At 63.9% G+C, this 944-nt stretch carries 1 protein-coding gene; it reads right to left on the reverse strand.

Annotated elements, in window-relative coordinates:
• Positions 1 to 944, reverse strand: a 944-nt coding sequence (locus ENZ74_RS33020) for a M20/M25/M40 family metallo-hydrolase (RefSeq protein ID WP_127313349.1), incomplete at both ends; no start/stop codon positions are given.

Genomic DNA, 944 nt, shown 5'->3' on the forward strand with positions numbered 1-944 from the left:
GGCCAGGAAGGGCGAGTCGTAGGAAAGCTGGATTGCCGGCGAGCCGCCATGCGGATGGAATTCGACGGAACAGTCGGCCGGAATGCGCTCCTTGACGAACTTCTGGAACGCGGCCCGGATTTTTTTCGGGTCCTGCTTGTGGACAAGGCGAAACGAGACCTTCGCCGAGGCTTCGGCCGCGATCACCGTCTTGAAGCCCTTGCCGGTATAGCCGCCGATGATGCCGTTGAACTCGGCCGTCGGCCGCGCCCAGGTCAATTCCAGCACGGAGCGGCCCTTTTCGCCCGACGGGATCGACAGGCCGACCGGTCCCAGGAACGTCTCGGCAGTCTCGCCGAGCGTCTCCCATGATTTCAGGATCTGCGACGGCGTTTCCTCGACGCCATCATAGAAGCCGGGAATGGTGATGTGGCCGTCCTTGTCGTGGACATCGGCCAGCACCCTGGCCAGGACGCGGATCGGGTTGGCGGCGGCACCACCATAGAGGCCCGAATGCAGGTCGCGGTCGGCGGCCTTCACCGTGATCTCCTCACCCACCAGCCCGCGCAATCCGACGCAGATCGACGGCGTGTCGCGATCCCACATGCCGGTATCGCAGACCAGCGCGAAATCGGCCTTGAGTTCGCCGGCATTGGCCTCGAGGAACGGCTTCAGCGAAGGCGAACCGGATTCCTCCTCGCCCTCGAACAGGATGGTGATGCGGCAAGGCAGATTGCCATGCACCTGTTTCCAGGCGCGGCAAGCCTCGACGAAGGTCATCAACTGGCCCTTGTCGTCGGCCGACCCCCGACCGACGATCACCTTGTGGTCCGGCCCGACCTCCTTGACAGCAGGCGCGAACGGATCGCTTTCCCACAATTCGATCGGGTCGACCGGCTGAACGTCATAATGGCCGTAAAACAGCACATGCGGCGAACCGGCCGGGCCGTCATGGTGCGCAACCA

It is taken from the genome of Mesorhizobium sp. M7A.F.Ca.CA.002.15.2.1 (genome assembly GCF_003998715.1).
Classification (GTDB): Bacteria; Pseudomonadota; Alphaproteobacteria; order Rhizobiales; family Rhizobiaceae; genus Mesorhizobium; species Mesorhizobium ciceri.